Source organism: Paludibacterium paludis (genome assembly GCF_018802605.1).
Lineage (GTDB): Bacteria > Pseudomonadota > Gammaproteobacteria > Burkholderiales > Chromobacteriaceae > Paludibacterium > Paludibacterium paludis.
Genome location: NZ_CP069161.1, coordinates 1,692,328 through 1,715,319, shown reverse-complemented (window position 1 = coordinate 1,715,319; position 22,992 = coordinate 1,692,328). Strand labels below are relative to the sequence as shown.

Sequence of the window (22,992 nt, the reverse complement as noted above, 5' to 3'; positions counted from 1 at the left end):
GTCAGATCATCCCTGCTGAATGAGTGGAAGGCGCTTTCGGCGCGGACAAACCGGCCAGCTCGCGATACAGCGCGGCGAGTCTGGGCAGCACCGTGTCCGGCGCGAAAGCATGGATGGGAGACGGCTCCGCAGCGCAGCGAACGCCGGCCGATGGTTCGTCCAGCACGGCGCGCACCCTCTCGCCCAGCCGCTCCACATCGCCCGGAGGGGCCAGCCGGTCCGGCGCGAGACGGCCGAGGATTTCCTTGATGCCGCCGACCGCGTAGCCGACGACCGGCGTTCCGACGGCCATCGCCTCGATCGCGACCCCGCCGAACTCTTCATGCTCCGACGGCATCACCACGACCCGGCAGGCCGCCAGCGCGGCCGGCACCTTGTCGTTGGGAATGAAACCGGTCACGGTGAACCGGTCCTGCAACCCCGCGTTAGCCACCGCCTGTTCGAGCCTCTCGCGCTGCGGGCCGTCGCCCACCACCAGAAAACGCAACGAGGGATCCCGCAACCGGGCGGCCAGCTCCACGAAGTGCGGCCATCCCTTTTCCTTGGCGATGCGCCCGACAAAGCCGACAACCGGGCCGTCCAGCCGGTAACGCCGCCGAAACGCCTCGATGTCGCCCTCGCAGGGGGCTTGGAACTGCCGCGGGTCGACCACGTCGGGCACCACCTCGACGCGCCGGGCATGCGGCCCGATCACCCGGGCGGTGCGCTCGGTCAAGGCGATGGAGACGGCGGCGGCGGCCAGCGCCTTGCGCTCCAGACGGCATGCCAGACCGTGGGTCGCCCGGTCCCACGCCGACATCGGCCGGTACACGGACAAACGGGAGCAATGGATGGTCAGGGCCATCGGCCGACGCAGCAGAAAAGGCGCGAGACACGCCACCAGCAGCGCGGGAATCTGGCCGTCCAGATGCGCATGCACCAGATCGAACGGCTCACGCCGGGCCCTGCGCCGGACGGACAGCAAGGTGGCCAGCGCCCAGGACTGGGTCAGCCCCCACAATCCGGTCAGTTCGGAGCGGAATCTGGGCAGCGGCAGATAGGCCCGCTCCACCCGCAAGTTGCCGTGAAGATCGCGCAGCCGCGGCAAACCGGGAAACCCGATGGTCATCACATGCTGGCTCACCCCCTGCTGCGCGAGCCACATGGCCTGCCGCCAGGCCTGGATCTGCATGCCGCCGACCGAATCGTATTCGGCCGGCCAGGCGTCCGCATCGGGATGATGAAAAAATGGCGTCAAACGCAAAACGCGCATACCGTCCTTTCGCCGCCCCCGCACTCAGATCGCCATGCGGTCGCGCTGGTTGTTGAACTCCTGATGCGACAGACAGGTGCCGCACGGAAAGTTGTCGTACTCGCGCTCGCTCTGCAGACCTTCGATTTCGAGTTCGTCCGGCACCGGCGAATAGCAGTCGCACTTGACCATCGAGATCTTGTCCCCGTCGACGTAGTAGTTGAATCCGTTGAGGATCTGGTCGCAGAGGAAATCGCCGCGGCGGCCGTGACGGAAGATATAGTCCCAACGCCGGAAAAACTCCTCGCGCTCCAGAAACGGGGCCTTGCGCAGCTGGGCATAATCCAGATGCACGGTCAGCGGCCGCCCCTCCGTCGCCAGCAACGGCAGAAAATGCAGCCGTCCGGCGAAACCGCGCGCGTCCAGCGCGGCGATGAACGCGTTGATCTGCTCCACCCCCTGGCCGTGGTAGACGCACTGCAGCTCCGCCTTGAGCGCCACCGCGTGATCGAGGATCACGTCGACCTGGGCCTGGCTCAGACCGCGCGCTTCATTCATGCCCGCCGTGTGTCCGTCGACGGACACCACCCAGAGCAGGCCCGGGCGCAGGCAATCGGGAAAACGCGTGCCGTTGGTCAGCACTTCGATCGCATAACCGTCGGTCCGTACCCGCTCCGCCAGAAAATCCAGGATTTGCGGATACAGCGTGATCTCGCCGTCGGCCTCGACGCGGAACAGGGTGTCCTCGGGGGAAAAGCGGCGCATGATGCGCTCGACCGAGGCAATGGTCGCCCCGACATCGACCCGGGCTTTTTTCATTTCGCAATAACTGCAGCGCAGATTACAGGCCGCCTTGATGACAATATTGCGATAGCGGCGCACCCGGCGGGTAACCGGCGGCCACGCCGCCGCCTTTTCGATGCGATGCACCGTGTGGGTCACGACAGACATGGGAACTCCTGCATGCTATGGGATGGTTCGAGTTGAAAAAGGTGACGGCGCAGCATCGCGCCGACCAGATCGGCGTCGACCAGCGTCAAAGGCTGCTCCCCGTTCCCCCAAAGCGGCTCTCCGAGTCCGCGCAACAGGATCATCGGGATTTCGCCGGCCCCGGCGCGCACATAGCCGCGCTTGTTGTCCGAGCGCAAAGCCGTCATCACCGCTTCCGGAGTCAGCCCTTCCGGCGCGCGGATCGCCACGCCGTTGCGCCGCAACAGCCGGTAATGCAGATCGCGCACCTCCCCCGGCAGCAGCCCCAGTTCATGCGCCACCTCGGCCGCCACCACCATTCCGAGTCCCACCGCCTCGCCATGACTGAGCCGTCCGCCACACGCCAGTTCGATGGCGTGTCCGACGGTATGCCCGTATTCGAACACGATGGCGCGGCCCTTCTCGCGCTTGTCGTCGATCATGACCCGCTGCTTGGCGACCACGCCGGCCTCGACCATGCGCACCAGCGTTGTCTCGTCATAGCGGGCGGACGGATCCAGGGTCGCCGACAGAAAGGAAAGGCGATCGGCGTCGATGGTGAGCACGTTCTTGATGATTTCGCACAAACCGGAGCGCAAATGCTCGGCCGGCAGCGTCATCAGGTAGGCGGTATCGGCGAACACTGCGGATGGCGTATGAAAACATCCGACGAGATTCTTGCCTTGCGGCATGTTGACCGCCTGCTTGAGCGAAATCACGGAGTCGCTCATCGCCATCAGCGTGGTCGGCACATGCACGAGCCGTATCCCGCGGTAAAGAACCGCGGCCAGCAGACCGGCGATATTGCCCACGACCCCGCCGCCCATGGCGATCACCACGCTCTTGCGGTCGGCGCCGGCATCGAGCAACTGGCAGGCCAGGCGCTCCAGCGTGCCGAGCGATTTGGTCATCTCGCCTTCCGGCAAGGTCCATACCGAGACCGGCGCCACGTCGCGCAGATGCCCGGCCAGCGTTCCGGCGTGCAGCGCGCCGACATTGCGGTCGGTGACGATATGCAGCGATGAAGCCGCCATCGCATCCAGGTGCGCGGCGATCTCGCCGGTGCAGCGGCTGCCTATCCAGAACGGATACGCGACATCTTCAAAACTCAGGTCGATGCGCTGCATCGGTTCGCCGTTGCCCCGTGCGTCCTGGTCCCGGGCCCATTGTTCCGCCGCCCGGGGCGGCAGATGTCCGCCGCTTCCGGGCCGGTGTTCCGATTGATGATCCAGTGCGTTCATGTCGATTCACCCATTCAGCAGGCCATGCCAATACCGGCGCCACACCATGCGCGGCACGCATCGCCTTTCCCAACACGCGGCGCAGCGGCCGCAAATCCTCTCGCCCGGCTAACTGTCCGGTCCGGCGCCAGCGCCGGCCGTCGGCAGGTCAGGCGGGGTCGGCATACGCGCCATCCTTGCCGGCGCGCTCGGACGGGCGTGTCGCTACCGCCTCCCGCGCGGCGAGCACCCGGAACGCCAGTTCATCGATGTCCACCGACAAGGGCGCATAACTCAACCGGCCCAACACGCAATCGAAGGTGGTTTCCAGCCTGACCACGAATTCGATCGCATCGCGCGGTGCGATTTCCAGCCTCCCGCTCTCCAGCAATTCCTCCGGCTCATCGCCGGTGGTATCGCATGCGGTTTTAATGATGAAGTGCTTAACGAAGTCGAAAGAGATGGTCACAAGGCCTCCAGTATTCTTTCCACGTAAGAAGATGGTGAGTCGGACCATTCGCCCATCCGTCGAGCATGGGCAAGAATGGCATCCACGGTGTCCTGCTCGGTTTGACTCGGGTAGTCCCTAAGCGCGGCCAGTTTCTCGTGCCACACCGGGCTGATATCGATGGCCGCCAAATGCGTCAGCCCGGCCAGATCCAGCGCGGACTCCAGCTGCGGCAGGGTGTATTCGGCGGCATAAGGCAAGTCCTCGTAGAACGCCAGGCGCCAGGCGCCGGCGCACCGGTAGCGCAAGGCGTCGTGCACGATGCGGTGATCCACATGCCCGCCGATGCCGGCCGGCGCCAGCACCACGTCGGGCGCCAAACCGGCGAGCAGGCCGTTCAGCCGTTCGGCCACCAGGGGCGCGCGCGCGTCCTGCGCGGGATCCGCCACGCGCTCGCTGTCGTCGTCGTATCCGGACAGACTGGAATCGGCGAAGCCCAGCGAATGAAAACGCATGCCAAGACGCCGGCAAAAGGCCAGATCCTCCGCCTCCCGCGCGGCGGCCACCGCCTCCGGCCCGGCAAGGCGCAACGCCTTGGGCAGCGCCCAGGCGCTGCGGGTGAATACCGTCACCAGAACCAGTTCCGCCCCGTCCGCCAGCCCGGCGGCGAAACCGCCGATCGAGTACGCGATATCGTCCGGATGCGGCGCGATCAACGCCACCCGCATGCCGCGCCAATCCAGGCAGGGGTTCACGCTTCCCGCTCCTGCAGCCAGCGGATCGCATCGGCGGCGGGCACGGCGTCGGTGGCGCCGTCCATCATGCCGAAAGCCGCTTCCATCTGCCGCGCCATCGGCACAGGCTCGCCCCGCAGCGCCGGGAACGATTCGGCCAGATCCTCGAAGACCCGCTTGAAACGCGCCATCAGTTCGGGCAACACCTCCTCGGTGGCCAGCGACACCGCCTGGTTGTCATAGTCGTACAACAGCAGGCCGCGCCGCGCGCTCGCGGCGTAAAACGCCTCGTCCAGCGCCTCGGTCGCGCCGACGAACTGCAGCAAAGGCCCATCGCCCATCACCTTGACCGGCACGCCGGACGACTCGATCAGGGCGCGCAGACCGCCGGCCAGTTTTGCGCCGCAGGCGACCAGCCGTTCGTAGCCCCGCTCGCCGCGCATGTGGTTCAGCGTGGCCAGGGCGGCCACGACGGGCAGCGAATCGAAATACGAGGTGTAGGTCATGCGCTTGGCCTTGCGCACCACCTCGGGCGCGCCCACCAGGCAGGAGAGCCGCTGCCCGTTGGCCAGTCCCTTGGAAAACGTGTAAAGATCGGCCTGTTCGCCGGTCACGCCCGGCAGGGCCGAACCGGCGACCGAACGGTAGCCGTTTTTGACATCGTCGCTGCAGAACAGCACACCCTGTTCCCGCGCCAGCCGCACCAGTTGTCCGAGCGTCTCGGGCCGCAAATGCACGTAGTCGGGCGACACCATCACCATGGCGATGCGGCCCCGATAGCGCTCCAGCACCTGCTCCAGCAATTCGGGCACAAAGAAAAAATCCACCACGCCGTTGTCGTTCGGCTCGAGAAAACCCGGCGCCGTTTCCCAGAAATCCCCCCAGCCGTGGTAACCGGAACTGGCGATCAGCGGTTTGCCGCTGTAACGGCGCGCGCATTGCACGGCCGCCCGGCACGCCTCGGTGCCCGTACTGAAAAAAGCCAGTTCGGCGCCGGGAACGCCGCTGTCGGCGGCGATGATGGACGCCAACTCCTCGAACGGATCGGACCAGCAGGTCGCGCAGCCGGCCTGATTGCGCAAACTGGCCATCATCGCCTCGTCCACGGCGGGATGGTGATGGCCCAGCGTGACGCATCCCTTTCCATTCATGAGATCAAGATATTCGCGGCCATCGGACAGCTGCACCACGGCACCGCTGGCATGCCGCGCGCGCAGCTTCGGTTCGGGTACGCCGACGGAGGAAACGATCTGGACAGGTCTACTCATGCGCACTCCCTTTCAGGGCAGGTGAAGAGAAAATAAGATCGGTGTATTGCGACAGCACGGACCACAGCGAAGACAGATCCTCGCGCCAGAGCGCCGCCCCGTCGGGGCTGATTTGCCGCAGGTCCCGGCGGCAACCGTCAAGCCACAACCATGCCGCGACGGGCATCGAGAGCGCGATGCTGTCCCGTCGCGACGCCTCCAGCGCGCCGCCGGCGATCATCGCCTCGAGCGCCTCCGGTCCGAGCCGGTGCGCCAGCAGGAAGGACGCCGCATCCAGCTCGGGCCAGCTCACGCCACCCCAGTTGGCCTCCAGATGGAAGCGCCGCAGCGTTCCGTCCGGTCGAGCCTGCCAGTGCCAGTCGCCGAACGCGTGGGTGAGCGCGCCGCGCACGGGCTCCCGGCTGCCGGCGAAAACCGGTAGCCGTAAAGCCGGCAGCCACGAAGGCGGCGGAGGCAAAACGCCGCCAATGCGTGCCCGCAAGGACGCCAGGACCGCGCCGGCGCGCTCGCCAACGCGAAGATCGCCTGCGCACTCCCCGACCCTCGCCAGCGGCCGATCGCGGCTGTCACGGAGCAGCGCGGCGCAGCGGGCCAGCCAGGTTCGCCGCGACACGGCATCGGCCTCGGCCAGGATGCCGCTCAGCGGCCGCAGGCCGGGCTGGTGCGCCGCGATGCGGTACCCGTCCAGGAACCAGGCCTCGCCTTGCGCCGCGGCCAGCGCCTGAACGCGCCGGAATTCGGCGGCGCCGAATGCGCCCTCGCCGATAAAACGCAGGTGCAGCAAGGGACGGCCATCGTCGCCGGTCACCAGCAAGGGGGTTTTGCGGGGATTGATCAATCGCCGCCGATGATGCGAAAGCGCCGGATCATTCCACGGCAGCCAGGCCGTTTCGCGGCCATAGCGCCGCTCGAGCGACGGGCAGCGGATCGAGACGCCGGCCGCTCCATCCGCGGCCTGCGGCAGCGCCTCGCAAAGCACCGAGAGAAACGCCGGCCGGTCCTCCTCCCGCAACAGTTGCCACAGCGCCGGCCTCGGCCGGGGCGCGAGCACCGCCCGCTCCTGCACCCGCGTCCAGCGGCCCGGCCCATGCCAGAGACTGACCTTGCCGATGCTGGCGGCCCATATCCGGTCCGCCCACGGCTTGAGCGCCTGCGCCAGCAGATCCACGGTGCCGCCCGTATCGGGCTGATCGTCGACAATCACGATATCCGGCGTATCCGGCTGCGCCACGCAAAGCCGCCGGACGGCATCCAGTTCGAACGGATGGTATCCTCCGCGCAAGGACGCGGCGCCCAGCGGCCGCAGCGTGACCCATGGCGGCGCGCGGCCGGAGGCCCGCGCCAATCCGGCGGCCCAGCGCGGCGCCAGAAAGGCCCCGCCGCCCCGGATGCCGACCACCACCACACGGCGGCCGCGCGGCAGGCCGCGCGCGAAACGGACGGCGTCGTCAAGGCACACCGCGGTGTCGCCGAGGTCATAGCCGCAGCATTCCGGCATCGGGACCATCAGCGCGCGCTCCAGCATGTCCTGCCAGGCGTCGAGCCGGCCGCGCAGCACAATGCCGGCCCGGGCGGAACGCGCCGGCGCCAGGGGGCGCCCGCAAGCGGCGTCGAATGCCGCCTGCGCCGCGCGCGCGGTGGCGGCCCGGGCACGGCGGCGCACCGGGTCCGGCTGGCCGCTCCCCTCGGCGAGCAATTGCAGATCGCTCCACACCTGCAACAGCGCGCAGGCGGCCAAGTAGTCGTCGCCGGATCCGGAAGCGTCCGCCAGTGCGGCGACCAGCGCCGCCGGAACGATGCGCACACCGTCCCCGTCGCCTTGTGCCCGAGCGCTCATCGTGACGGAGTTGTGCATCGCGGGCGGCACTCAACCGGCCTTAGCAAGGCGGTTTTCCAGACGGACCAGGAAATCGCGCTCGACCCTCTGCTCCGGATAAGGCCGTCCGGTCAGCTCGGCGAACTCGGCGCACGCCTCGGCGAACGATTCCTCCTTCGCCCGGCGCGGACTGGCTCCGAAGCATGCCGGCCGCGGTGTATAAAAATGGATCAGGCAGGCGTCGTGCGCTTCGTCGAGGATGCCCGGGGACAGGTGCGGCATCTGCAATACCTCATCGAAATACATCCATCGGCCGGTGACATAGGCCAGCACATTGAGTACCGCCTGATCCGGGTACTTCGCGTGCTGGGCGAAGTTTTCGGCGACCTCGCGCAAACTGGCGTAAAAGCGCGCTGACGGCCGGATCAGCATGGTGCCGCTGCTGATGCCCGCCCGGTCGGCCACCGGTTCCAGAATGGCGGGCAACTGGCGGAACTGATGGCGCACATCCTCATCGTCCGTCGTGCTGCCGAAGTCCGCGTCGCTGGCCCAGAACCGTTCGCACAGCTCGCGCATCGGGCGGTACAGGATCTGATCCGGATCGAGCACCACGACGACGTCGGGTCCCTCCCAGGCGGCGGCCTCCATCTTGGTCCAGATCAGGGGATGGAATTCGCCGAACGGCAAGGTGCTCGGCGGCGGCGGCAGCAGTTCCGCCTTGCCTTCCAGATGGGCAAAGGCTTCCCGGTCGGCTTCCGGCCGGTACAGCCGGACCGGCGCATCCGGATGAAAATGGCGGATGGCGTGCACCATGGCCGTGCACATCCGGGCGTAGGCGGCGTCGGCCGCCAGCTGGAACGCGATCAAAGGACGTTGCGTCATGCGGTAATCTCCGTGCTGAATGCGCGAACGATGGCGACATAATCCACCTCGGCCAGATGGAACCGGGCGCGTCGCTCCGCCGCCCGTTCCAGCGCCCGCCCGATACTGGCCTCCGCCGCGGGCGTCACGCCGCGCGGCACGAGATCGAGCTGGGCGATCAACCGCTCGCACACGCGCTCCGGCAAAAGATCGGCATGATGCGCGAGCAGATACTCTTTGCAGCGCTTGAACGCGCGTCCGGCCCGGGCCACCTCTTCGCCGATCTCGATGGCTGTCGCCGCCTCCACCACCCGGCACGGCGCCCGGCTCAGGGCCAGCGCCCGCAGCGCGGCCCCGGCCGGCGCCGCGCCCGGCGCGATCAGTCGGCGCAACTCTCCGGCAAGATCGCGGCGATGCAGCAAACTGGCGCCGATGCGCTCGCCGGCGATATCGGACACGGGCGCTTGCGCGAGCCGCGCCAACGCTTGCCGCGGCCACACGGCGGCGAGCAGCAGTCCCAGTTGCCCGGCCGCGGCATAACGGCTGGACCAGTCCCCGACATCCTCATCCGGTTGCTCAAGTTCCGCGCAGGTGTCCAGAAACGCCTGCCAGGCTCCCTCGAAGCCGGACAAATAGGCGTCCGCCACCGCTTCTCGCACCGCTTCGTCCTGGCACACCGAGGCCAGCGTGGTGGCGAACGGCAAGGCATACACCGTGGCACGCTGCATGGAAAAGTCGATCGCCTCGCGGTAATCGGCATAAAAACGGAACAGATCGGGCCAGGGCGACTCGCCGAACAGCGCGTACGCCTCTTCGACCTCCTCGTTGTCCACATAAGAAAAGTCGTACGCCGTATCGAACAGCACACGCAGCCAGATCAGCATCTGCCGCACATCGCCGGCCCGCAGCCGCTCGTCGTCGCTGCGCCTCACGCGCAAAAACAGCGTCCAGGTTCCCAGCACGCAGACCCGGTTCAGCGAAACGCGCCAGGCCGGCTCCCATTCGCCGATCCGCCGCGCCAGCGCCTCGAACACCAGCAGGCGGCCGATTTCCTCCTCCGGCGCGTCGGGAAGCTCGGCGAATTCGACCGTCAGTTCCCGGTCGTCGAACAGGAAACTCGCCTTGTGCACCACCATCGGCAGGGAGATCTCCAGCACCGAACGGCCAAGCCTGAGCAGGCACGATCTGGCGTCGCCGAATCCGTCGGCGATGGTCAGCAGTTGGCGCAAGCATCCCGGCAACTCGGCGCCGGCCTCGGCACGAAAACGCGCCAGCATCCACTGGTGCAGCAAGTTGTGCAGCTGGTGGGCGTTCTGCATGGGCAACGCCTCCACCCCCCCGCTTCCGGCGATCGGCATCAGCACCTGCCAGCGCAAGAACTCGTCGCCCAGACGCTCCGCCTCCTCTTCCTCCAGTTCCAGCAGGAAGGCGTCCGGCACCGGCGCTTCCCGCGCCAGGGCCAGCCACTCCAGAAACACCGCCAAAGCGGCATCGTCGGACGCGGAAATGCCCTGGAGCCGCGCAAAACCGATCCAGCCGGCCAACAGATCCAGATAGCGCCGGTGCGCGGCGGGGTCGCGCCGCTCCACCACGTCGGTCAGAACGGCCTTGAGCACCTGATCCCAGGTATCGACCTGATCGATCCGGCACAAACCTTCCAGAGTCGACAGGCCGTTCTCCCGCAAGACCCGCGTCAGGGCCGATGAGGCCTCCAGCAACGCCGCCGCTTCGTTGCCTCCCGCCAGCGCAGCGGCGGCGCGGAACGTTTCGAGCGGCCCGAGCAACTCCAGATACGCGGCGAAGGCGCGGGGGGACGCCACCAGACTCGCCAGCGCGGTGGGCGCAAGCTGGCCGCGACGCACCGCGCGCCACAGATCGGCCGGCGCGATGCCGTGGTCCACCGCGGCGCACAGGGCACCGACAATGGCGATCCGGTCCTCATCATCGTAAATCGGCATCACCCCGGTATCGTCGAGCACCCGCAGCACGCATTCCAGCTGCTCGCGCGCCGCCGGGTTTTCCAGTGCGGTGCCCGCGAGCGCGGCCAGCCTTGTGCCCGGCAACCTTGCCGCCCAACGCTCGGCCCCGGACAACGCCATGGCCAGCCGGATGTCGCGCACCGAGGGAAGGGATGTCGCGAGGGACGGGCATTCGCGGCACAGCACGGGCAACTCCGCCCGCGGATCGCGGCAGGCATGCTCGGCATGGACATACGCGACCGCTTCGGGCACGGTTTCCCAGTTCGACCGCCATGCCTGAAGCGCCGCGCGGTCATGGCTGAGCAGCCAGCCGAGCAAGCTCGGGCTGCGTACCCCGCCATCGCACTCCAGCCAGCTGCTCGACGGCCAGGCGCTGCGCTGCTCGATGGCCGCCCGATCATGCTCCGCGGCGGCCGGCAGGCCGGCCAGCGCCATGCGCAAACGCGCCTGCGCCCGTTCGGCATCCGGACCATCCAGCGCCGGCGCCTCATCGTCGAACCAACAGCGGACACCGGCGGGCAGGTCGACACAGTCGGCCTCCTCCGTCTCGGGCTCAAGCGAGGGGGTCACCGTACCGAACCAGGCCCGCTCGCCGACGGCATCGACCACCACGCCCGAAACCGCCGGCAGCGCGGCCAGTTCGACACGGAACACCGGCAAACGCTGCTGTCGGAACATGATCCCGGCATGCTCGCTGGCCACGCCGGACTCGACGAAGACCGCGGCCAGCTCCGCGCGCGCCTCGGGCGCCAGGCGCAGATAACGGCTCCAGGCATCGTCCAGCGTCGCCGCCGCGAGAAACCCGCCCTGCCGCGGCGCGGCCGGTTGCAGCACCGGCACCGCCCGCACCTCGCGCAAGCGCTGTGACAGTTGCCCGCGCGCCGCGGCGGTCAGCCGCCGCACGCGGCGCTCCAGCGCATACCCCGGAGCGGGGCGCACCTGCACCAGCCAGGTCTTGCGGATGCGGGCCATGAGCAGACGCTCGCCCTGCCACAGGGGCGCGGCCAGCGAGGGCCAGCAATACGCCACCGAATTCGCGCGCAGTCCCGGCGATTGCGCCGAGGCGAAACCGTAACCGAACGCCAATTGTCCGCGCACACCGTCGACGCCGGCCAAGGTCAGGCCGGTGACCGAAACCATGCCCTGGTCGGTTTCCAGCACCCACTCCGTATCCAGCGCTTCGAAGGCGAAATGGCGATGCAGGGCGGCAAGCGTGCCCAACAGCCCGGCGCAGTCGGCCGCGGAAAGGTAAGGCGCCCGCTCCATGTCGACCCTGTCGTCCCCGGACTCGATGAGCGGCTGGGCGAAACAGGCGATCGGCCGCGGCCGGTAAGCCGGATCGGCGAGCCGCTGCTGCTCGACGGCTTGCGCCGCGAAACCGCTGAGCGCGACCGCCGCGATGGTGTTGGCGAATTCGGCCTCGCTGCGGCACACCAGGCTGGCGTACCCGCCGGCGTTGACGAAGTGCTCTCCGTCCTCCAGCCCCGCGCTGCGGATGATCCACGGCGCCGGTCCGCACACGCTCTTGACGTGCTCCAGCCAGTCGCCGCGGCCGGCGGCGCGCTCGGCGCACACGGCAAGCAGCGCCTGCCCTTGCGTCCATTCGGTTTCGGCGGCGAGCCCGTCGGTGGGCAGCGCCGCCAGCGGCGGCACCAGCACGGCAAACTCTGGGTGTTGCGACAGCTGTCGCAGGCGTTCCAATTTGGCAGTCATAACTATCCGTTCCTAAAGCAGGGTTCCGAGGTGGTTTTTCGCGTTCACCAGCATCAGCCGGGAAGGCCCGCCCACATAATCGTTTTCGATGACATGCAAAGCCGCGTTGCTGATGCGCAGCCGCCAGCGCGCCAGCATCCGCGGCGTCTGCCCCAACAGCAGGTTGATCGCCAACTCGATGGTGAAAGCATGCGACACCACCAGTGTCGACAGCTCCCGCCCGCGGCCGGCATGCCGATCGAGCAAGAAATCCGCCACCCGTTCGCGCTGCGCCAAAAGCGTCTCCACTCCCGGCAAGGCTTCGCGCCGCGGATGCGCCAGTCTGCGCTCGAGCATGCTGTCCCACGCCGCGACATCGAGTGCCGGCCGCAGCGGGGAAGCGATCCTCAACTCCTCGAGCCGTCCATCCACGGCCAGCGGCACGCCGTGCCGGTCGGCGATCGCGCCGGCGGTCAGCACGGCCCGGCGCATCGGGCTGCAGAACACCCGGGCGCCGACCAGCTCTTCCGGCAGTCCCGCGGCCAGGAGCCGCGCCTGCTCCTCCCCGGTCGCCGTCAGCGGCGAGTCAGGAGAGACGGAATCGATACGCGCATCGGCGGACTGAAGATTGCAGCGGGCCTCGGCATGCCGGATAAAGACAAAACGGTGCCGGACAGCGGGCTCACAACCTGCCGACATGGGACAGCACCTTATCCATGGCGCGCTGAACATCCGCCATCGCGGAGGCATCGGCCAGCAACAGCCGGTGCGGCAATGCGATATGGCTGCGCGCGAACGCTTCCGCGGCGGGAAGTTCGAATCGCCTCGGCCGCACCGCCTCCTGGAACGCCTCGCTCAGAGCGAAACGGCGGCGGGTTTCCGGCCGGTACAGCCGGCAATGGTTCAAGGACGCATACATCGGTTTGCAGGTCAGCCCCAATTCCGCCGACAGCGCCTCGGCGATGCGCTCCACCGGCGCGCGGGCCAGCGCCGGAGCGGGCAATCCGAGCACATAGGTGTAGTAGGCGCGCGCGGTGGTGCCGGGCGAGGTCGCCTGCGGCTCGCAGCCCAGCTCCCGCAGCAGCGCGTCAAGGCGCGCCGCGTTGTCGCGGCGCGTGGTGTTTTCGGCTTCCAGCTTTTCCAGTTGGGCGAGCAAAATGGCCGCGTGAAATTCCGACAGGCAATAGTTCGACCCCATCAGCTCCGCGGTCTCCTGCAGCTCCATCTGATCCGGCCCGGGCGGTTCATCGCCGAAGCTGCGCCCATCGGCCCGCAAATGCGCCAGCCTTCTGGCCAGATCCCCGTCATCGGTGATCACCGCGCCGCCCTCTCCGCTGGTCAACAACTTGCTGTGCTGCATGCTGAACGTGCCGGCGATGCCGAATGTGCCCACATGACGGTTCGCGAAACGCGCGCCATGCGCCTGGGCGCAATCCTCGATCAATGGAATGCCGTGGCGTTGGCAAAGCTTCAGCAGCGCGGTCAGGTCGGCGACGGCCGAGCCCAGGTGCACCACGGTAACGGCCCGGCAGCGGGGAGTCAGCGCCCGCTCCACGGCGGCCGGATCCAGACATCCGGTGCGCGGATCGATGTCGACCAGGATCGGCACAGCGTTGACGCCCAGCACGGCGGACGCCGAGGCGACCCAGGACACGGCAGGCACGATCACCTCGTCTCCCGCGCCGACGCCCGCCCCCTCCAGCGCCATGGTCAGACTGGATGTTCCGGAGGCGGCCGGAACGCAATACCGCGAGCCGGTGAACGCGGCGAACGCCGAAGCGAAGCGCTGCTCGAAGGAAACGGTTCCGCGGTATGGGCCGCTGATCGACCAGCGCTCGCTGGCCAGAACCGCCTGAAGATTTTCAAGTGTTCGGGATGAACTGACGGGCCACCCCGGCCAAACGGCGGTACGGACAGGGCGACCGCCATGAACGGCAAGCTCGGACACCATTAACCACCTCCAATAATTACGAACTATTACGATTCGCACATCATTTTGCGTAGATTTGCATATATTTATTTCATTTATATGAACAATGTATATTCATATAACATTTCGACTGTGTGACCTGTACGAAGTTCCAGTCCAATGCAAAGAAAATCGTCTGGCGGGGGACATCAGGAGGAGAAATGATGTTCAGGGCGGCCGGACCGCAATACGGCACGGCCATTCAAATCACATGAACATGCAAACCATTCAAGGACATACGGAATAGAGAAAAGTTGCAGAGGCTTCGGCAGGGAGGCGACGCCGCGCACCAGGGAATACCGTAAAAACGGCAGGGGGAATGCGTTTGCCCGCACGGAAAAACCGCGCGGACAAACGCGGCTTGAGCTCAGAGTTCGACGATCATTTTTCCCAGATTGCGGCCTTCCAGCATGGCCAGAAACGCCTCGGCGCAATGCTCGAAGCCGTGAACAACCGTATCGGCCAGCGGCAGTTCGCGGCGCATCAGGGCCGGAAGCAGCCAGCTTTCCAGCTCGGATTGAACAGTGCGGTGATCGCTGACCAGAAACCCGCGCAAGGTCAGCCGTTTCTCGATCAGCCGGTACAGATTCTCAACGGGCACGACGTCGCCATTATACTGGCTGACCGCCCCCACCCAGGCGATGCGGCCATGCGGCGCCATCAGCTCGATGGTCCGCGCGAGGTGCGCTCCTCCGACATTTTCCAGGGCGACATCGGCTCCGCCGGGCAACGCATCGGCCAGCTCGCGCCAGGCGCCGGGCGACCGGTAATCGACAACCCGGTCGTAGATTCCGTCGCGCATCAACCGTGCGGTCTTGTCCGCCGAACCGGTGCAGCCGACGATCTTTCCGGCGCCAAGCCGCCTGGCCATGATCGCGGCGGCCATGCCCACGCCCCCCGCCGCCGCATTGACCAGCACCGATTGCCCCGGCTGCAATGCCGCTATGCGGGTCAGCGCCACGTACGCGGTCAGGCCTGTGCCGCCCAGCAGTCCCAGCCACACCCTGGGAGGCACGGATGACGGCACCTCGATATGGCGCGCGTCCTCCTCGGGAACCCGCGCGTGCGTTGCCCAGCCCTGCCGGTGAAACACCCAGCTGCCCACCGGCAGGCTCTCGGACTGCGATGCCACAACCTGTCCCAGGCTTCGCCCCTCCAGCGGTCGATGCAACTCCCATTCCTCATCCATGCATTCGCGCATATAGGGATCGACCGACAAATAGCGGTTCGCGACCAGCACACTGCCCGGCAAGAGTTCGGGCATCGGCTCATCAACCCGTTCAAAGGCATCCCGCGCGGGGGCGCCGACAGGCCGTCGCACCAGGTGGAATAGTTGACGGCGGGACGGAATAACCAAACACGTAGACATATCAGCACTCCTTGGCGATGAGAGGCCTCAAGCTTAATGAGCTGTACGATACGAATAAAGATTGGCAATATGCATTTGTTATTCAATTTTTACGAATAAAATGGATCTGCTTCATGCAATGAAAGTTTTTTGCCAGGTCGTCGACTCGGGAAGCATGGCCAACGCGGCAAGGGTGCTGGCCCTGGCGCCCGCCAGCGTCACGGGAACCGTCGCGCGTCTCGAACGGCACCTCGGTGTCAGTCTGTTGCGCCGAAGCACGCGGACCCTGGGAGTCACGGAAGCCGGTGAGGCGTGGTACCGGCATGCGCGTCAGATTCTGCGCCAGACCGCGGAGGCGGAAGAAACGGCAAAGAAGCATGCGCGCGAACCGCACGGACGGCTGCGCGTCACCGCCAGCGCCGGCGTGGCGCGCAGCTTCCTCTACCCCTGGTTGCCCGATTTCTGCCGGCAATACCCGTTGATCGGCGTCGATTTGCACATCAGCGACCGGCTGGTCGATCTGCGCGCACAGGGCATGGATCTCGCGCTGCGCACCGGGCCGGTCACCGGAGCGGACTATGTCGCGCTGCCGTTGGCGCGCTACCCCCATCTGACCTGCGCGAGTCCGGCCTATCTGGCCATGCACGGCACCCCAGCGCATCCGGACGAACTGGAACGCCATGCGTGCCTCACCTATCAAACCCGCGCGGAATGGCGCTATCAGGCGGGGGAAGAAACGCTCGATTACACGGTGACCGGACACCTGGTCAGCAATGATGCGAATGCGCTACTGGCCTGGGCGGAAGGAGGACTGGGTATTGTGCGGCAACCGGCCTGGGCGGTGGCCGCGGCCCTGAAGGAAGGGCGGCTGACGCCGCTGCTGGAGGCCTACACCGTGCGCCGGACGAGTCAGTTGACGATATTGCATGCCGTTCTGCCGGAACAGGGTTTCCGGCCGCGCAAGGTCGAGGCGTTCCTGGCCGCCCTTCGCCGCCATGCGCCGAACGTCTGGCCCGGGACAGCGGAGCCGCCACCGCCCGCCTGACGCTTGACGGGGTCATGGCGCTGGCGGTTCCCACGGCGCATGCGGCACGAACCGTTCGGCCAGAAGATCGACGACATGCCTGACCCTGGCCGACAAGTGGCGGTTTTTCAGCCAGACCGCGTGAATGGGAAATCCCTGGGTCCGTACCGCGGGCAGCACCCGTTCGAGCCGGCCCGTCCGCAGGTGTTCGGCCACCAGCCAGTCCGACAAGAGCGCGATACCCTGCCCGGCCAGCACGGCGTCGAGGATCGCTTCGCTATGATTCAGCCCCAGGCGGCCGCGCACGTTCAGGGCCTGCCCATGCCCATATTCATCGAGCAGATGCCAGGGACGCGCCTGTCCGCCGCCGCCGAAGGTGATGCAGGCGTGCCCGTGCAGGTCTTCCGGCGCGCCCGGCCAGCCATGGCGGGCGAGGTAACCGGGATCCGCGACCAGCACGGCCCGCTGCACGCCCAGCGGCCTGGCGACCTGGGTGGCGCTATCGACCAAGGGACCGATGCGGATGACCAGATCGATGCCGTCCTCCACCAGATCGCTGCGGCGATCGGACAGGCTGATATCCAGCTCCAGCGAAGGATGCCGGGCGGCGATCTCCAGCAACGCCGGCATCACCCAACGCCGCCCGAACACCACCGGCAAGTCGATCCGCAGCCTGCCGGCCAGCTCCCGCCGCCGGTTCGTCAACTGTGCTTGCGCATCCTCCAGTTCGCTTAGCGCGCGCAGGCACCCTTCCCGGAAACGGAGACCCTCGTCGGTCAGACTCAGACGGCGCGTGGTGCGTTGAAACAGGCGCACCCCCAGTCCGTCCTCCAGGCGTCCAATGCTTTTGGCGACACCCGATTTGCTCATGTCCAGCCGCTCGGCGGCACGAGTGAAGCTGCCCGCCTCCACCACCCGCAAAAATACGGCGATGCCTCGAAACGGATCCGGTGAAGTCATGGCGCCTCCATTGGCGAATTGAAGTCAACTCAAATACGAAGCGGCTCCTCTATATCGCCACTTCAATCGCCAATATCCTACACGCTTGGCATTCACCGTGCAGACTCGTCGATAAAGATCATGAATTGCTCCTCTCTTCAGCCGCTCAGGAACGGCAGCCTGGTATTGCTGGCGCTATGCTCGGGACTTGGCGTCGCCAACGTTTACTACCTTCAGCCCGGCCTTTCCCTGGTGCAGGCGGAGTTTGGCGCAGGCCCGGATCAGGTGGCCTGGGTGCCGGCGCTGACCCAGGCCTGTTACGCGCTGGGCATGCTGCTCCTCGCGCCGCTGGGCGATACGGTTCCACGGCGCACGCTGATTCTGGTCAAGGCGGCGATGCTGGCCGTCATGCTGCTCGCGGCCAGCGTGGCGCCGGGACTTGGCATGCTCGCCGCCGTCAGCGCCGTCATCGGCCTGCTTGGCAGCCTCGGCCAGGATTTCGTGCCGATCGCCGCGCAGATGTCCTCCGATACGCAGCGCGGTCGCGCCGTGGGCGTGATCACCACCGGATTGCTCAGCGGTATTCTGCTGTCGCGGACCCTGGGCGGGCTGGTCGCCAGCACGCTGGGCTGGCGAATCATGCAGGCGCTGGCGGCGATCCTGATGCTGCTGGTCATGGTCATCGCCCGGCAAACCGTGCCCGCCTTGCCGCCGGCCAGTCAAAGCCGCTATGGCAAGCTGCTGGCCAGCCTCTGGACATACTGGCGCGAGTACCGCGCGTTGCGGCTCGCCGTGCTCACCCAGGCCCTTCTGGCGGCGACCCTGGGCGCTTTCTGGTCCACCCTGGCGCTGGTTCTGGCCGCGCCGCCTTTTGATCAGGGCGCCGGCGTGGCCGGGGCTTTCGGCGTCGCTGGCGCCGCCGGCGCGTTCGCCGCGCCGCTTTTCGGCCGTATCGCCGACCGGCGCGGCCCGCTGTCCGCGGTCAGGGCCGGATGCCTGCTGACCTGCGCCGCCTTTCTTGGCATGGCCGGGCTGCCCGCCAGCCTGTGGAGCCTCGCGGCGGGCGCCGTTGTTTTCGATCTGGGCGTGATGGCTGCGCTGGTGTCCCACCAGTTCATCGTCAATAGTCTTGACCCGCAGGCCCGCAGCCGGCTCAACGGTCTTCTGATGACCGGCGCCATGGCCGGAATGGCGGCGGGCGCCGCCATGGGCGGACTGATCTGGACGCACGCCGGCCTCGCCGGACTTTACGGATTCGCCGCGATGGCCGGGCTGTGCGCCCTGGCCGTCTCGTTTCTTCACTCAACCACCGAAAGCCCCCGACCATGACCGACCTTGCCAGGGAGCCCCTGTTCCGCCCCCCCCACCTGCCATCCGCGCCGGGCAGCAACCGGCCGTTGACCGTGCTGTGCTCGTTTCTCTCACGGGCCGATTCGACACCGCTCGACATACGGCGACGCGCGGATGACCATATGCTCGATCATGAGGGCAATCCCCTTGGCGACCCGGCCGCTCATACCGCCGCCAACGCCTTCGAGACCGATGCCAACCTCAACTTCGAACATTGGGGCGAGTACTGGCGTAAAGTCCACGGCGTGCGCTTCATCCATGCCGAAGAAGCGGATGACCGCAGCCTGGAGCGCCTGCTGCGCTACGACCAGCTGCACCGTTTCGCGCCGGGTCCGACCCACACCGATGCGCCGCCGTATCGCGCGCCGGTCGATGCCCAAGGCAAGCTGTGGCCGACCGTTATCGGTCATATCGAGCCCTATCGCCGCCCGCGCTGGGACGGCGTCGCCTATCTGAATTTCGCCGGCGCGGAAGACATCGCCACGGTATTGGGCAATGCCCGCGTACGCGAAAAAATCCTGCCCGAGGACCGGGTGATCTTTCGGGACATCGCACCGGTACTGGCCCGCCAGTACGTGGTTGTGCCCAGCGCCGACGGCAACGAGGCGGTCACGCTGGTCAAGACGCATCACCGCTCGCCGGCCATCGACCGCGACACCTTTCAGCGCTGGTGGCGGCACGAACATGCCCGACACGCCGCCGCGCATGCCCGGCCCTGGGTGAAACGCTACGCGCAGCTTCACGCCATCGGGCCGACCGAGCCCGGGCAGCCGCTCTATCACCCAGAGGCGAGCAAGATCGATGGCGTCACGCTGATGAGCTTCGCCAGTGTCGGCGACCTGGAGGATTTTCTGCGCAGCTCAGCCTGGCAGGCGATCGGCGAAGACGAGGCCCGCATGACGGATACGAAGGCCAGTGAATGGTGGACGGCGATCGGCATGGTGCTGGTCAACCGTATCGGGCCGGAGGTGGCAACGGATCCGAACGGTTAAGCGACAGGAAACAGAAGGCGGCGCCGTGACAGCGCCGCCTCTGCGGCCGAACAGACCGGGCACCCCGAAAATATGCAATTAAAATAAATTGACTCGCGCGAAGTCCGGGTTCCACCGATAATCGTGAATCACATCAAGGAACCCGAACCATGACCACCCCCCTGCCTCGGCAACCCGATCTCCACGTCCTGCCCTATGCCGATGAAGAAGCTCGCCGCGTCATCAACGAAGGCCTTGGCCGCTACAACATCGCGCATGCCGGAATCGACGATGACCAGCCGCTGGACGTAACGGTGACCGATCCGCAAACCGGCCGACCCGCCGGCGGATTGACAGGGCGTACATCGCTCGGCGTGTTTTTCATCAATGTCTTTTACCTGCCCGAGTCGCTCCGGCAGCAGGGACTGGGCTCGCGAATCCTCGGGCTTGCCGAAGACGAGGCCCGCCGCCGGGGCTGTCGGACGGCCATGCTGTTCACCATGGAAATCCAGGCACCCGATTTCTATCGCAAGCATGGCTACGTGGAGTTCGGCAGGGTGGATTGCCGGCCGGATGGCAATGCCAGGGTATTTCTGCAAAAAACGCTACATCAGCCCGATCGGCACACTCAGTCCACCTGATAACGCGCCACCGTCTGCAAAATGGAGCGCGCCTGGTGGTGCAACGCTTTTGCGGCATCGGCTGAACTGCCGACCGCGCTCGAGTTTTCTTCCGCCATCTGTGCGATCTGCTCCACCCGCTGCGCGATGGTATTGCTGGCGCTCGTCTGTTCGGAGATGCTTCCCGAAATATCGTTGACCAGTTCCATCGCCTGCCGGGAACTGGACTGGATGCGATCGATCGCTTCGTTCGCTTTTCTCGCTCCGTCCGCCTCCTGGTTGGCCTTGCCGACCACAGACTCCATGCTGCTCACCGCCTCGCGCGTGCTGGTCTGCATTTTGCCGACCACCCCGGAAATTTCTGTTGTCGATTGCGCCGTTCGCTCGGCCAGCTTGCGCACTTCATCGGCGACCACGGCGAATCCCCGGCCCATTTCCCCGGCGCGTGCCGCTTCGATGGCGGCATTGAGCGCCAGCAGGTTGGTCTGATCGGCGATGTCTCTGATGATGCCCATCACGGTTGCGATGGTCTGGCTGTCGCCCTGCAATTGATCAATGTGACCAGCGGCCTCGCGAATCGACGCGGAAACCTGATTGATACCCGTCACGGTCGATTGAATGACCTGCCCTCCCAGAGCGGCGGCATTACCGGCTGAACGGGTCTGGCCCGCGGCTTCCAGGGCTCGGTCGGACACATGATTGATACTTACCGTCATTTCTTCCACCGCGGCGGCCATGGCGGCCGCGGCTTCGCTTTGCGTTTCGGAACTGCGCGCGATCTGGGTGGTGTTGGCCGCCATGCTCTCGATGGCGATATCGACGGACTGAATACTCTGGCGGATCTCCCGGAAACTGAGCTGCAACTGCTCAAGCAAACCATTGAAGGCTTCCGCTGTTTCGCCGATTTCATCCTTGCGCCCCGTGTTGACGCGAAGCCGGAAATCCAGTGACTGGCCGACTCCGGTAACGACAGCGCGGATGGCGTCCAGACTCGAACGGATATGGCTGAACAGCATCCAGCCAAGCATCGCGCACGCCGCCAGGCTCGCCGCAACGATGGCAAGCGAGACCGTCAACGCCCGGTCATACGCGGCTTCGTTGTCATGGGACAAACTATCGGCCAGATCATGGTTGAATTTGACATGTTCCAGCAAGGCCTTGTTCAGTTCGCTACTTTTGATGCGCATCGGTCCTGTGCGAATGGCCTGCTCGGCCTCTTGCCGTTTATGTTCTAGCGACAACCGCAAAATGGCATCGCGGGCTACGCGGTAATCGGCCAGGATGCGCCGATCCTTGTCCAGCAGCGCCTTGTCCGCTTCATTGGATACCAGGTCCTTTTCATAACGGGCCAGGGCTTCATCGATTTTCTTGTCGGCCGCATTGATCACCTGCTGATCGACCGCTTTCTGGCTGTCCTCCGAGTCGATGATATGCCGGTACGTACCGGTACGCGACTGAGTCAAGCCGTCTTGCGCGTCATCCAGCGCCGAAATACTTGGAAACGTGTTCATTTTCAGGTAATTGAAACGATCGTTGGCCTGTTTCTGCTCCCACATTCCGATAGCGCCAACGATAAGCAACGACAACATGGCCACCGCCAAAGTAACTACGATCCGCCGTGATATATTCATGACTTCCCTGTACCTCGATCCATTCTTCGCCAAAACGCACGAAACCCCTCCCTTTAACCGTTATAGCCAAGGGAATGGCAAAGTCAGTTTCACTGAAATATTGCACTCGGCGAACGACTGCGGGCACCACCCCGGAAAAATCCATTGCAATTACCAAACACAGGAAATATTCTTTCAGAATAAAACTTGGAGCCATGGCCCGAATGCGCGACATCGTCACACTCAGCTGGCTGCTCTACCTGGAAACCGCCCGCGAAAAAGTCGGTTATCTATGGAGTTGCGCCGTGCCGGTGGGGTTCTTCGCGCTCTTCAGTCAACGCCTGCCCGGCGGCGGAGCCGAATGGCCCTATATCGCCCGTTTCCTCAGTTACATTCTTCTGTCGAACGCCTGTTTCGCCTTCGCCATGACCCTGGTGTGGCGGCGAGAAACGGGGTTTCTGCGCTCGTTCTGCCTGGCAAAGCACGCTTTCGCGCGTTTGCTGGCGGCATCGATGCTCGGCTCGCTGGTCAACAGCGCCGTCGCCGTCGGTGTTTTTCTGGCGATCGCGCACATTCTGTCCCCCTTGCGACTGACGCCCTTCGACATGGCCGCCCTGATCACCGCCAGTCTCGCGACCGGTGCGCTCTTTTGCTGCGCGGTCATGGTGCTATTCACCGTGCGCCTCGGATTCCGTTCATTGCAATCGACCCTGAACGGCCTGTTTTTCATTGCGGTCGCGCTGATGTACGCCTCCGCGCAGCCCGGCCTGCACTGGCTGCAGTATGTGAATCCCCTCGATTGGGGCGCGCAGTGGATCGCTCTGCCCTTTACGGCGCCGGACAGCCGGACGGCTCTGCTTTGCGGTGAATTGCTCGCGGCCGGCGCACTGGGTCTTGTCTCGCTCGGGCGGGCCGGCACCATGCCGACCCAGATGAGGTGAGC

General features: G+C 66.0%; 20 protein-coding genes. 5 read left to right on the top strand and 15 right to left on the bottom strand.

Going from position 1 to position 22,992, the window contains the following annotated elements:
- Position 1 precedes the first annotated feature (1 nt).
- From JNO50_RS07780 to JNO50_RS07725, 12 genes are all read right to left on the bottom strand, one after another.
- Positions 2–1,252 carry a glycosyltransferase gene (locus JNO50_RS07780; protein WP_189535855.1) on the bottom strand — a complete coding sequence of 417 codons (1,251 nt, stop codon included), beginning with the start codon at positions 1,250–1,252 and terminating at the stop codon, positions 2–4.
- Positions 1,253–1,276: 24 nt separating this feature from the next.
- Positions 1,277–2,182, bottom strand: a complete 906-nt coding sequence (locus JNO50_RS07775) for a radical SAM family protein (protein ID WP_189535857.1) — start codon at positions 2,180–2,182, stop codon at positions 1,277–1,279.
- Positions 2,170–3,441, bottom strand: coding sequence for a 2-deoxy-scyllo-inosose synthase (locus JNO50_RS07770; RefSeq protein WP_189535859.1), 1,272 nt, complete (start codon positions 3,439–3,441; stop codon positions 2,170–2,172). Before JNO50_RS07770 ends, JNO50_RS07775 begins: the two co-directional genes overlap by 13 nt.
- A gap of 148 nt (positions 3,442–3,589) precedes the next feature.
- Positions 3,590–3,889, bottom strand: a complete 300-nt coding sequence (locus JNO50_RS07765; protein WP_189535861.1) for a DUF6137 domain-containing protein — start codon at positions 3,887–3,889, stop codon at positions 3,590–3,592.
- Positions 3,886–4,623 carry a PIG-L deacetylase family protein gene (locus JNO50_RS07760; RefSeq protein ID WP_189535863.1) on the bottom strand — a complete coding sequence of 246 codons (738 nt, stop codon included), beginning with the start codon at positions 4,621–4,623 and terminating at the stop codon, positions 3,886–3,888. The genes JNO50_RS07765 and JNO50_RS07760 overlap by 4 nt, the downstream gene beginning before the upstream one ends.
- The gene (locus JNO50_RS07755) at positions 4,620–5,870 is read right to left on the bottom strand and encodes an aminotransferase class III-fold pyridoxal phosphate-dependent enzyme (protein WP_189535865.1); all 1,251 of its coding nucleotides are present in this window, start codon (positions 5,868–5,870) and stop codon (positions 4,620–4,622) included. The genes JNO50_RS07760 and JNO50_RS07755 overlap by 4 nt, the downstream gene beginning before the upstream one ends.
- Positions 5,863–7,725 (bottom strand): hypothetical protein, encoded by a 1,863-nt coding sequence (locus JNO50_RS07750; protein WP_189535867.1) that lies wholly within the window; start codon positions 7,723–7,725, stop codon positions 5,863–5,865. The genes JNO50_RS07755 and JNO50_RS07750 overlap by 8 nt, the downstream gene beginning before the upstream one ends.
- 12 nt (positions 7,726–7,737) lie before the next feature.
- Positions 7,738–8,568: a hypothetical protein gene (locus JNO50_RS07745; protein ID WP_189535869.1), complete on the bottom strand. Its 831-nt coding sequence runs from the start codon at positions 8,566–8,568 to the stop codon at positions 7,738–7,740.
- The gene (locus tag JNO50_RS07740; protein WP_189535872.1) at positions 8,565–12,239 is read right to left on the bottom strand and encodes a hypothetical protein; all 3,675 of its coding nucleotides are present in this window, start codon (positions 12,237–12,239) and stop codon (positions 8,565–8,567) included. Before JNO50_RS07740 ends, JNO50_RS07745 begins: the two co-directional genes overlap by 4 nt.
- Before the next feature lie 12 nt (positions 12,240–12,251).
- Positions 12,252–12,917, bottom strand: coding sequence for a histidine phosphatase family protein (locus JNO50_RS07735; protein WP_189535874.1), 666 nt, complete (start codon positions 12,915–12,917; stop codon positions 12,252–12,254).
- Complete coding sequence (locus tag JNO50_RS07730; protein ID WP_189535876.1) at positions 12,901–14,169, bottom strand: DegT/DnrJ/EryC1/StrS aminotransferase family protein; 1,269 nt, start codon at positions 14,167–14,169, stop codon at positions 12,901–12,903. Before JNO50_RS07730 ends, JNO50_RS07735 begins: the two co-directional genes overlap by 17 nt.
- A 385-nt stretch (positions 14,170–14,554) precedes the next feature.
- Positions 14,555–15,556, bottom strand: coding sequence for an MDR family NADP-dependent oxidoreductase (locus tag JNO50_RS07725; RefSeq protein WP_189535878.1), 1,002 nt, complete (start codon positions 15,554–15,556; stop codon positions 14,555–14,557).
- A gap of 118 nt (positions 15,557–15,674) precedes the next feature.
- On the opposite strand from JNO50_RS07725, the gene JNO50_RS07720 reads away from it, so the two are divergent.
- Entirely contained in the window at positions 15,675–16,580 is a 906-nt protein-coding gene (locus JNO50_RS07720; protein ID WP_189535880.1) for a LysR family transcriptional regulator, read from the top strand.
- Between the two features lie 12 nt (positions 16,581–16,592).
- Here JNO50_RS07720 and JNO50_RS07715 read toward each other — a convergent pair whose 3' ends face one another.
- Positions 16,593–17,519, bottom strand: a complete 927-nt coding sequence (locus tag JNO50_RS07715; RefSeq protein ID WP_189535882.1) for a LysR family transcriptional regulator — start codon at positions 17,517–17,519, stop codon at positions 16,593–16,595.
- Positions 17,520–17,639: 120 nt separating this feature from the next.
- Between JNO50_RS07715 and JNO50_RS07710 the strand changes: the two genes are divergently transcribed.
- The 3 genes from JNO50_RS07710 (at position 17,640) to JNO50_RS07700 (ending at position 20,460) form a co-directional block, all read left to right on the top strand.
- Positions 17,640–18,827 (top strand): MFS transporter, encoded by a 1,188-nt coding sequence (locus JNO50_RS07710; RefSeq protein WP_189535884.1) that lies wholly within the window; start codon positions 17,640–17,642, stop codon positions 18,825–18,827.
- Positions 18,824–19,840: an EthD domain-containing protein gene (locus JNO50_RS07705; protein ID WP_189535886.1), complete on the top strand. Its 1,017-nt coding sequence runs from the start codon at positions 18,824–18,826 to the stop codon at positions 19,838–19,840. The genes JNO50_RS07710 and JNO50_RS07705 overlap by 4 nt, the downstream gene beginning before the upstream one ends.
- A gap of 149 nt (positions 19,841–19,989) precedes the next feature.
- A complete protein-coding gene (locus JNO50_RS07700) occupies positions 19,990–20,460 on the top strand; it encodes a GNAT family N-acetyltransferase (RefSeq protein ID WP_189535887.1) in 471 nt (156 codons plus the stop codon).
- Here the strand turns inward: JNO50_RS07700 and JNO50_RS07695 are convergent.
- Together JNO50_RS07695 and JNO50_RS18925 are read right to left on the bottom strand one after the other, a co-directional pair.
- Complete coding sequence (locus JNO50_RS07695; RefSeq protein WP_229804842.1) at positions 20,448–22,028, bottom strand: methyl-accepting chemotaxis protein; 1,581 nt, start codon at positions 22,026–22,028, stop codon at positions 20,448–20,450. The genes JNO50_RS07700 and JNO50_RS07695 overlap by 13 nt on opposite strands.
- A complete protein-coding gene (locus JNO50_RS18925) occupies positions 21,916–22,284 on the bottom strand; it encodes a hypothetical protein (RefSeq protein ID WP_229804844.1) in 369 nt (122 codons plus the stop codon). The genes JNO50_RS07695 and JNO50_RS18925 overlap by 113 nt, the downstream gene beginning before the upstream one ends.
- Here JNO50_RS18925 and JNO50_RS07690 point away from each other — a divergent pair.
- A complete protein-coding gene (locus tag JNO50_RS07690) occupies positions 22,274–22,990 on the top strand; it encodes a hypothetical protein (protein ID WP_215796523.1) in 717 nt (238 codons plus the stop codon). The two genes, JNO50_RS18925 and JNO50_RS07690, sit on opposite strands and share 11 nt — an antisense overlap.
- Positions 22,991–22,992 lie beyond the last annotated feature (2 nt).

Excerpts from the sequence above, each read along its gene's own strand:
- JNO50_RS07780 (WP_189535855.1), bottom strand. The coding sequence starts at position 1,252 with ATGCGCGTTTTGCGTTTGACGCCATTTTTTCATCATCCCGATGCGGAC.
- JNO50_RS07775 (WP_189535857.1), bottom strand. The coding sequence starts at position 2,182 with ATGTCTGTCGTGACCCACACGGTGCATCGCATCGAAAAGGCGGCGGCG.
- JNO50_RS07770 (WP_189535859.1), bottom strand. The coding sequence starts at position 3,441 with ATGAACGCACTGGATCATCAATCGGAACACCGGCCCGGAAGCGGCGGA.
- JNO50_RS07755 (WP_189535865.1), bottom strand. The coding sequence starts at position 5,870 with ATGAGTAGACCTGTCCAGATCGTTTCCTCCGTCGGCGTACCCGAACCG.
- JNO50_RS07750 (WP_189535867.1), bottom strand. The coding sequence starts at position 7,725 with ATGCACAACTCCGTCACGATGAGCGCTCGGGCACAAGGCGACGGGGAC.
- JNO50_RS07745 (WP_189535869.1), bottom strand. The coding sequence starts at position 8,568 with ATGACGCAACGTCCTTTGATCGCGTTCCAGCTGGCGGCCGACGCCGCC.
- JNO50_RS07740 (WP_189535872.1), bottom strand. The coding sequence starts at position 12,239 with ATGACTGCCAAATTGGAACGCCTGCGACAGCTGTCGCAACACCCAGAG.
- JNO50_RS07735 (WP_189535874.1), bottom strand. The coding sequence starts at position 12,917 with ATGTCGGCAGGTTGTGAGCCCGCTGTCCGGCACCGTTTTGTCTTTATC.
- JNO50_RS07730 (WP_189535876.1), bottom strand. The coding sequence starts at position 14,169 with ATGGTGTCCGAGCTTGCCGTTCATGGCGGTCGCCCTGTCCGTACCGCC.
- JNO50_RS07725 (WP_189535878.1), bottom strand. The coding sequence starts at position 15,556 with ATGTCTACGTGTTTGGTTATTCCGTCCCGCCGTCAACTATTCCACCTG.
- JNO50_RS07720 (WP_189535880.1), top strand. The coding sequence starts at position 15,675 with ATGAAAGTTTTTTGCCAGGTCGTCGACTCGGGAAGCATGGCCAACGCG.
- JNO50_RS07715 (WP_189535882.1), bottom strand. The coding sequence starts at position 17,519 with ATGACTTCACCGGATCCGTTTCGAGGCATCGCCGTATTTTTGCGGGTG.
- JNO50_RS07710 (WP_189535884.1), top strand. The coding sequence starts at position 17,640 with ATGAATTGCTCCTCTCTTCAGCCGCTCAGGAACGGCAGCCTGGTATTG.
- JNO50_RS07705 (WP_189535886.1), top strand. The coding sequence starts at position 18,824 with ATGACCGACCTTGCCAGGGAGCCCCTGTTCCGCCCCCCCCACCTGCCA.
- JNO50_RS07700 (WP_189535887.1), top strand. The coding sequence starts at position 19,990 with ATGACCACCCCCCTGCCTCGGCAACCCGATCTCCACGTCCTGCCCTAT.
- JNO50_RS07695 (WP_229804842.1), bottom strand. The coding sequence starts at position 22,028 with ATGTTGTCGTTGCTTATCGTTGGCGCTATCGGAATGTGGGAGCAGAAA.
- JNO50_RS07690 (WP_215796523.1), top strand. The coding sequence starts at position 22,274 with ATGCGCGACATCGTCACACTCAGCTGGCTGCTCTACCTGGAAACCGCC.
- JNO50_RS18925 (WP_229804844.1), bottom strand. The coding sequence starts at position 22,284 with ATGTCGCGCATTCGGGCCATGGCTCCAAGTTTTATTCTGAAAGAATAT.